The organism is Staphylococcus sp. GDY8P54P (assembly GCF_017892645.1).
Taxonomy (GTDB): Bacteria; Bacillota; Bacilli; order Staphylococcales; family Staphylococcaceae; genus Staphylococcus; species Staphylococcus ureilyticus.
This window is the reverse complement of sequence record NZ_JAESLN010000043.1, coordinates 1-1263: the sequence shown is the minus strand read 5'-3', so window position 1 is coordinate 1263 and position 1263 is coordinate 1. Positions and strand designations below refer to the sequence as shown.

Sequence of the window (1263 nt, the reverse complement as noted above, 5' to 3'; positions counted from 1 at the left end):
AGCATTTTCTTGTTTTTCATTTGCCTCTTGCTCAAAGTTCCCAAATTCGAGTAAGAGGTATTTTTGTTTTTGGTCATCGCCTCTCATAAGCAGTTCTGGGTTTAGCATTAATGCACCAGTCTTTCTTTTAATAATATTTCCTTCTTCTAAGATTTTTAATGTTTTTGATACTGTCTGTGTGCTTGTTCCGGTATCTTTAGCGATTTCTCTTGTAGTAGCTATCATTGTGTTATTACTTAAATGCACATTATCTAGTATGTAATTAACGATTTTAAGTTTTTTACCACCAATCATATCTAACATACTTATTAATTGAACCATATAAGCCTTTACGAAGTTTCCAGACGTTTGTTTACGGTATAACTTATCTACCTCTATAACTTCTCCTGTTTGTTCGTCTATGAGCTTCTGAGAGCCTTTATATACTGTTCCATATCTTTCATTCATTTTAATTTACCTCCTTTGTTTAAAATTTTAACATTGTAGTGAAAAAATCACAACATATGTAGTGAGAAATCACTACAAATTATGTGAAAAATCACTACAAACAAAATCCTTATAAAAACTGTAATATCAACCTGTATTAAGAATTTAAGTAGTTCAATCTTCTTTTCTATATAAAGCGTCGGAGCATATCAGGGGATTTTCTAACATAAATGCTACCCTTCGGCTCGCTTTCGCTCGGCATTTACGTCAGATACTGCATCCCCTGAAACCCCATGCTCCAACAGCAAAAAGGAAGCTTTTTGCTGCTATTCCGACGCTTATTCACTTCGTTCATATTTATATAGAAAAGAAGTGAATGCGTTTATGCTTACGTTTATTTTTTGATATATGGCTAGCATTTTGTAGGGGGCTTTGGGGGCTTGCCCCCAACAAGCAGGCAAGCAGTCACGAATGAGCGATAGCGATTGAGTGGCTAGCAAAGCCAGTGCTTGCCAAACCTTAATGTAGCATTTATGCCGAGAAAACATTTTGAGAAAGAAAGGCGAATATGATAGCCACTTCAGTGGCGATTGGTGCCGGTTTTAAGTTGGATTAATTCCAACTTAACAACCAATCCAAATCATATGAGTAAAGTTTCTGCTCAAAATGGAAATTGGAATAAAGCGAAATTACGGTGGGTTGTTTTTGCTTTTATGTATAGTTTTTCTGCAAGTGTAACGAGCAGATCAAAAACTATACATATAAAAAAGGACTAGAGTTAGCTAGTCCTTTTACCTTTATGCTATACTATTCTTTGAAAGAATAATAATCTGATAA

At 34.8% G+C, this 1263-nt stretch carries 1 protein-coding gene; it reads right to left on the bottom strand.

Annotated features, from left to right (window positions below):
* Positions 1-447, bottom strand: a 447-nt coding sequence (locus KA883_RS12675; protein ID WP_210140006.1) for a replication/maintenance protein RepL, incomplete at its 3' end; no start/stop codon positions are given.
* Positions 448-1263: the final 816 nt, after the last annotated feature.